At 36.5% G+C, this 230-nt stretch carries 1 protein-coding gene; it reads right to left on the bottom strand.

The window, feature by feature from the left end; genetic code table 11:
• Positions 1 to 230 (bottom strand): histidine kinase (locus AAEY99_RS21755; RefSeq protein ID WP_351012037.1); only part of this gene is annotated, 230 nt, incomplete at both ends.

Below are 230 nucleotides of genomic sequence, written 5' to 3'. Positions count from 1 at the left end.
AAGTAGGTTTTTAAAATGGCAATTTCTTCTTTAATCGCTACTTTTTCAAGCGGATCGGTATACAAACTATGGCGCAGAAGATCACAAAGCTTTTCGAGCATATTCACTGCCTGCACACTTTCTTTTTTTAAGATTAAGGTGCAAATAGCATTAATGCTGTTAAACATAAAGTGCGGATTAAGCTGATATCGAAGCATTTTAAGCTGTGACTCTTTAGCTAGGTGTGTTGC

The sequence above is a fragment of the Shewanella sp. S1-58-MNA-CIBAN-0166 genome, assembly GCF_040310085.1.
In the GTDB taxonomy this organism is placed as follows: Bacteria; Pseudomonadota; Gammaproteobacteria; order Enterobacterales; family Shewanellaceae; genus Shewanella.
This window is presented reverse-complemented; position numbering and strand designations above follow the sequence as displayed.